At 73.9% G+C, this 4,850-nt stretch carries 3 protein-coding genes; all 3 read left to right on the forward strand.

What is annotated here, in order from left to right; all coding sequences use genetic code 11:
* Positions 1-191: 191 nt before the first annotated feature.
* The 3 genes from ACFRMQ_RS38170 to ACFRMQ_RS38180 all read left to right on the forward strand — a co-directional run bounded on the left by ACFRMQ_RS38170 (position 192) and on the right by ACFRMQ_RS38180 (position 4,793).
* Entirely contained in the window at positions 192-1,289 is a 1,098-nt protein-coding gene (locus ACFRMQ_RS38170; RefSeq protein WP_380735473.1) for a chemotaxis protein, read from the forward strand.
* Between the two features lie 231 nt (positions 1,290-1,520).
* A complete protein-coding gene (locus tag ACFRMQ_RS38175) occupies positions 1,521-3,461 on the forward strand; it encodes a glycerophosphodiester phosphodiesterase family protein (protein WP_380735474.1) in 1,941 nt (646 codons plus the stop codon).
* A 237-nt stretch (positions 3,462-3,698) separates the two neighbouring features.
* On the forward strand, positions 3,699-4,793 hold the full coding sequence (locus ACFRMQ_RS38180; protein ID WP_380735476.1) for an RICIN domain-containing protein: 1,095 nt from the start codon (positions 3,699-3,701) through the stop codon (positions 4,791-4,793).
* Positions 4,794-4,850 lie beyond the last annotated feature (57 nt).

The following is a 4,850-nucleotide window of genomic DNA, read 5'->3' on the forward strand; positions in this document are numbered from 1 at the left end:
CCCCGGGGCGGGGCCGTCGCCCCGCCTCGCCCCGGACCCCCGCCTCGCCCCTCGGTCCCCGTGTCCGACCCGCTCCCTCGTGCTCGCGCGCGCCGCTGAAGCCGCAAATAGGTACATTTGCGACATTCGCCAGCAGTGCCAGGCCCCGCGCGTCCACGAAAGAAGGCCGACCGCCTTCGGAAAGGGTCTCCATGCGCCCCGACCTCAGCCCCGCCGTCCTCGCCGAACTGCGCCGCCCGCGGCCCTATCCGGCGGTGTCGATCCTGATGCCGACCCACCGGCGGGAACCGGACAACACCCAGGACCCGGTCCGGCTGCGCAACCTGGTCGCCGAGGCGAAGGAACGGCTCCAGGCCGACCCCAAGGTCTCCCGCGCCGACCGCATCGACGTGCTGGAACAGCTCGACCGGGCCCTCACCGAGGTCGACCTCGTCCACGCCGAGGACGGCCTGGCGATCTTCGCCGCCCCCGGCGAGCACCAGGTCTGGTCACTCGGGCGCACCGCCCCCGCCCGGGTGGTCCTCTCCGACACCTTCCTGACCCGCAACCTGGTCGCCGCCCACGCCGCCGAGCGCCCGCACTGGGTCCTCGCCGTCGCCGCCGACAAGGTGGTGCTGTGGGGCGGCACCCAGGAGCGGGTCACCGAGGACAAGGCCCACGGCTTCCCGCTGGTACGCGTCTTCGACAACCCCGACCCCGAACGCCAGGAGCAGATCGGCGACACGCCCAGCACCTTCCGCGACGAGGCCACCAAGACCTTCCTGCGCCAGGCCGACACCGAGGTCGGCAAGCTGCTGGCCGCCGCCCCCCGCCCGCTCTACGTGGTCGGCGAGGCCGCCGCCCTCGCCCTGCTGGACGCCGTCGGCCCGATCGCCAAGGAGTCCGCCGCCCAGCTGCCGCACGGCGGCCTGGCCCAGGCCGACGCCGAGACCGTCCGCAAGGTGGTCGAGCCCGCCGTGCGCGCCCGGGCCGAACGCGAGGTCGCCGAGGGCCTGCAACGGCTCGACAAGGCCCGCGGCGCCCAGCAGTTCGCCGCCGGCCTCGACGAGGTCTGGCAGAGCGTCGGCGAGGGCCGCATCGACCGCCTGGTGGTCGAGGAGAACTTCCGCGCCACCGTCCGCGACGACGGCGAGCACCTCGTGCCCGCCGAGGCCGGCCGGGACGGCGCCCGCGAGGACATCGTCGACGAGGTCATCGAACACACCCTGGAGACCGGCGGCCAGGTCGTCTTCGTCCCCGACGACACCCTCGCCGACACCGGCCGCATCGCCGCCGCCCTGCGCTACTGACCACCCCTCACCCGGCCGCACACCCCGGGGCCGTCGCGCAGGGCGACCAAGGAGCCGCACCACCCACCCCGCGCCGCCCGTCCGCCGGGCCCGCCACCCGCACCCGTACGGAAACGAACCGGCCAACCAGCGCAAGGAACACGCCACCGTCGCGAACCGCACGCGCAATGGTCACGAACGGTTCCCGGACTGGTGGCGTCCGGTTCGGCAACCCTCCCTAGCCTGCCGCGCATGACACAGAGTCACCGCCCCCGCGCGGGCCGCCGCACCGGCCTGCTCGCCGCCGCCCTCGCCGCCACCCTCACCCTCACCGCCCTCGCCCTGAACACCCCGAGCGCCGTGTCCGCCGAACCCGCACCCGCCACCGCCGCACCCGCCACCCCGGCCCCCGGCGAGGTCGTCCTCGACGAGCACTTCACCGGCACCGCCCTGCCCGCCGGCTTCACCGCCGTCGAAGGCGACTGGAAGGTCGAGAACGGCCGCCTCGTCGGCACCTCCGCCAACTCCGGCCAGCAGAGCCGCGTCACCTTCGGCCGCCACCTCGACGACTTCCGCATCGAGGCCACCGCCCGCTTCGAGACCGCCCAGGACGCCGCCCGCTGGACCGCGCTCGGCCTCGACGTCCCCGCCGACGGCGCCACCCCCTGGTCCATCGCCACCATGCGCACCGGCACCACCGCCGCCAACGGCCTCGAATTCGCCCAGCGCACCACCGCCAACGCCTGGAACGTCACCAACACCGCCGCCGCCCCCACCGCCGCCGGCACCGGCCGCGACGTGCGCATCGCCGCCGAGGTCCACGGCACCACCGCCCGCTGGATCCTCGACGGCAAGGAGGTCATGCGCACCACCCAGGTCGCCCGCACCGCCGACGGCGGCCAGGCGCTCGTCGTCAACGGCGCCAAGGTCTCCTTCGCCGACCTCAAGGTCACCGCCCTCGCCCCCGGCGGCTGGCTGCGCCCGGCCGGCTCCCCGCTGACCGTCTTCGCCCACCGCGGCGCCTCCTCCGCCGCCCCCGAGAACACCCTGGTCTCCGACGAGGTCGCCCGCCGCGGCGGCGCCGAGTGGATCGAGAACGACGTCCAGCCCAGCAAGGACGGCGTCCCCTACGTCCTGCACGACGACACCGTCGACCGCACCACCAACGGCAAGGGCCGCATCCGCGACCTGACCGCCGCCCAGATCGACGCCCTCGACGCCGGCTCCTGGTTCGGCCCGGTCTACGCCGGCACCCGCGTCCCCACCCTCGCCGCCCAGCTGGAGGACCTGCGCACCCGCGGCGGCAACCTGCTGCTGGAGATCAAGGGCAAGCACAGCCGCGACGAGGTCGCCCGGATCGTCAAGGAGGTGCGCGACCACAAGATGACCGGCCGGGTCTTCGTCCAGAGCTTCGAGGTCGACGCCCTGCGCCACACCCGCGAACTGGCCCCCGAACTGCCCCTCGGCCTGCTGCGCGGCGACCTCGACGCCGACCCCGTCGCCATCTCCAGGGAACTCGGCCTCTCCGCCTACAACCCCTCCGACGGCGGCCTGTCCGCGCGCCCGAACGTGGTGAAGGACCTGCACGCCGCCGGCGTCGCCGTCAACGTCTGGACGGTCGACTCCGCCACCCGCTGGAAGGCCCTGGAGGCCGCCGGCGTCGACGGCGTCATCACCAACCGCCCGGCCGAACTGGCCGGCTGGAACAGCGCCCAGAGCCAGGGCGGCGCCCCCGTCCAGCCCGCCGCGCCCACCGTCGCGATCACCTCCCCGGCCGCCGGCACCACCCTCGACCGCGCCCAGCGCCCGGTGGCCGCCGTCCAGGCGAGCGGCGCCGACACCGTCCGCCTCACCCTGGACGGCAAGGAGCTGGCGCCCGGCACCGCCCTGGACACCACCGCCCTCGCCCTCGGCAAGCACACCCTGCGCGCCGAGGCCACCGGCGCCGGCGGCCGCGCCGAGACCACCGCCGAGTTCACCCTCGCCGCCACCCCCACCGGCCTGGCCGCCCTGGTGCTCACCTCCGGCGCCGACCGCAACGCGGTGGCCACCCTGACCGTGATGCTCGGCCAGGGCCAGTACCAGCCCCTCGCCCAGTGGGCCGAGAACCAGTCCGGCCGCAGTGTCGCCGCCGACCGGGCCGCGCTGATCGCCGCCGACGCCCGCGCCCTGGACACCGCCGCCCGTAGCTGACGCGCTGTCCGGCCGATGTCGTGGCCCCGTACCGCCCGTCCGCGGTACGGGGCCACCGTCCACGCACCCGGCGGTAGACGATCGATCAACGCGGACGGACCTCCGCGCGGCGGCGCCCCGGCCACCCGCCCGCCGCGCCGTCCATCACCCGTCTGCCACCGCGCACCACAGTCGTGCCCGTCACCGACACGGGCCGCCGGACGGCGCCCGGCAGACGACTCCCGGAGAGACAACCCCATGATGCTTCGCAAGGTCCTCGGAACCGTGGCCGCCGCCGTCACGGCCGCCGCCGGACTCACCCTCGTCACCCCGGCCACGGCGTCCGCCGACATCACCACCGGGGTGGAGTGCCGCCAGTTCGTCGGCGGGATCAGCACGCCCATCGCGCGGGCGGGCACCATCACGCCCAGGAGCGGGGAAGGGGGCTGGGGCTCCGAGGCCGGCTCGCTGCTCGGCGGCGTCTTCTCGGGCGCCCAGTTCATCAAGTCGCTCATCGACGAGGCCAACAAGGCCGCCCAACTCCGCGAGAACCAGGCCGGGTTCATCGAAAGCCTGGAGAAGAAGCTGGAGTACCTCACCAAGGGCGAGTACAACATCAGCATCGTCCGCTCGGGCAAGGGCTTCGCGGAGAACGTCCTCCAGAAGTCCAGCTGCTTCGGCACCGTCCAGTACGAGGGCTCCGAGGAGAAGGCCCTGTACGACGTGTACGTCTTCGACGCCGACGGCCAGGTGTGGAGCAACAACGGCAACTACGGCTACCAGAACTGGCGGCACTACGGGTTCACCCACTCCACCGGCACGGCGGGCAGCACCAGCGACAAGTACACCTACTGGTTCCCCACCACCCTCCAGAAGTCCGCCCACGACGCGGCGGACGCCCGCAACCGCGGGTCGGCCGGAAAGCCCGCCCACGGCAAGGTGGTCTCGCTGATCTCCGACAACGGCCTCGCGGCCGACCTCGCGGACGGCAAGACCTTCGCCGGGAACAAGATCTGGGCGTACGGGCCGAACGGCTCCGAGGCCCAGAAGTGGGTGCTGTGGGACAAGGGCAACGGCAACTGGCAGATCGAGACCGACTTCCGCGGCAGGATGCTGATGGACGTCATCCCCAACGACTGGCACACCCACCTGGTGCAGGACAACGGCGGCACCAACCAGCTCTGGCGCTTCGAGGACTACGGCAACGGCTGGTACCGCGTCCGCGGCGTCTACAACATGCAGAACGGCTACCCCAACGGCGGCTGCCTGACCGCCGACTCGCAGGGCGCCCAGCTGGCCGCGTGGAACTGCGACCGGGGCATGGGCGGCGGCCAGCTCTGGAAGCTGGCGTAGAGCCGGGCCCGGCCGGCGGTCACGCCCCCGGCCCCTGCCGGACCCTCGGCCCCGTAC

Source organism: Kitasatospora sp. NPDC056783 (genome assembly GCF_042789895.1).
Classification (GTDB): Bacteria; Actinomycetota; Actinomycetes; order Streptomycetales; family Streptomycetaceae; genus Kitasatospora.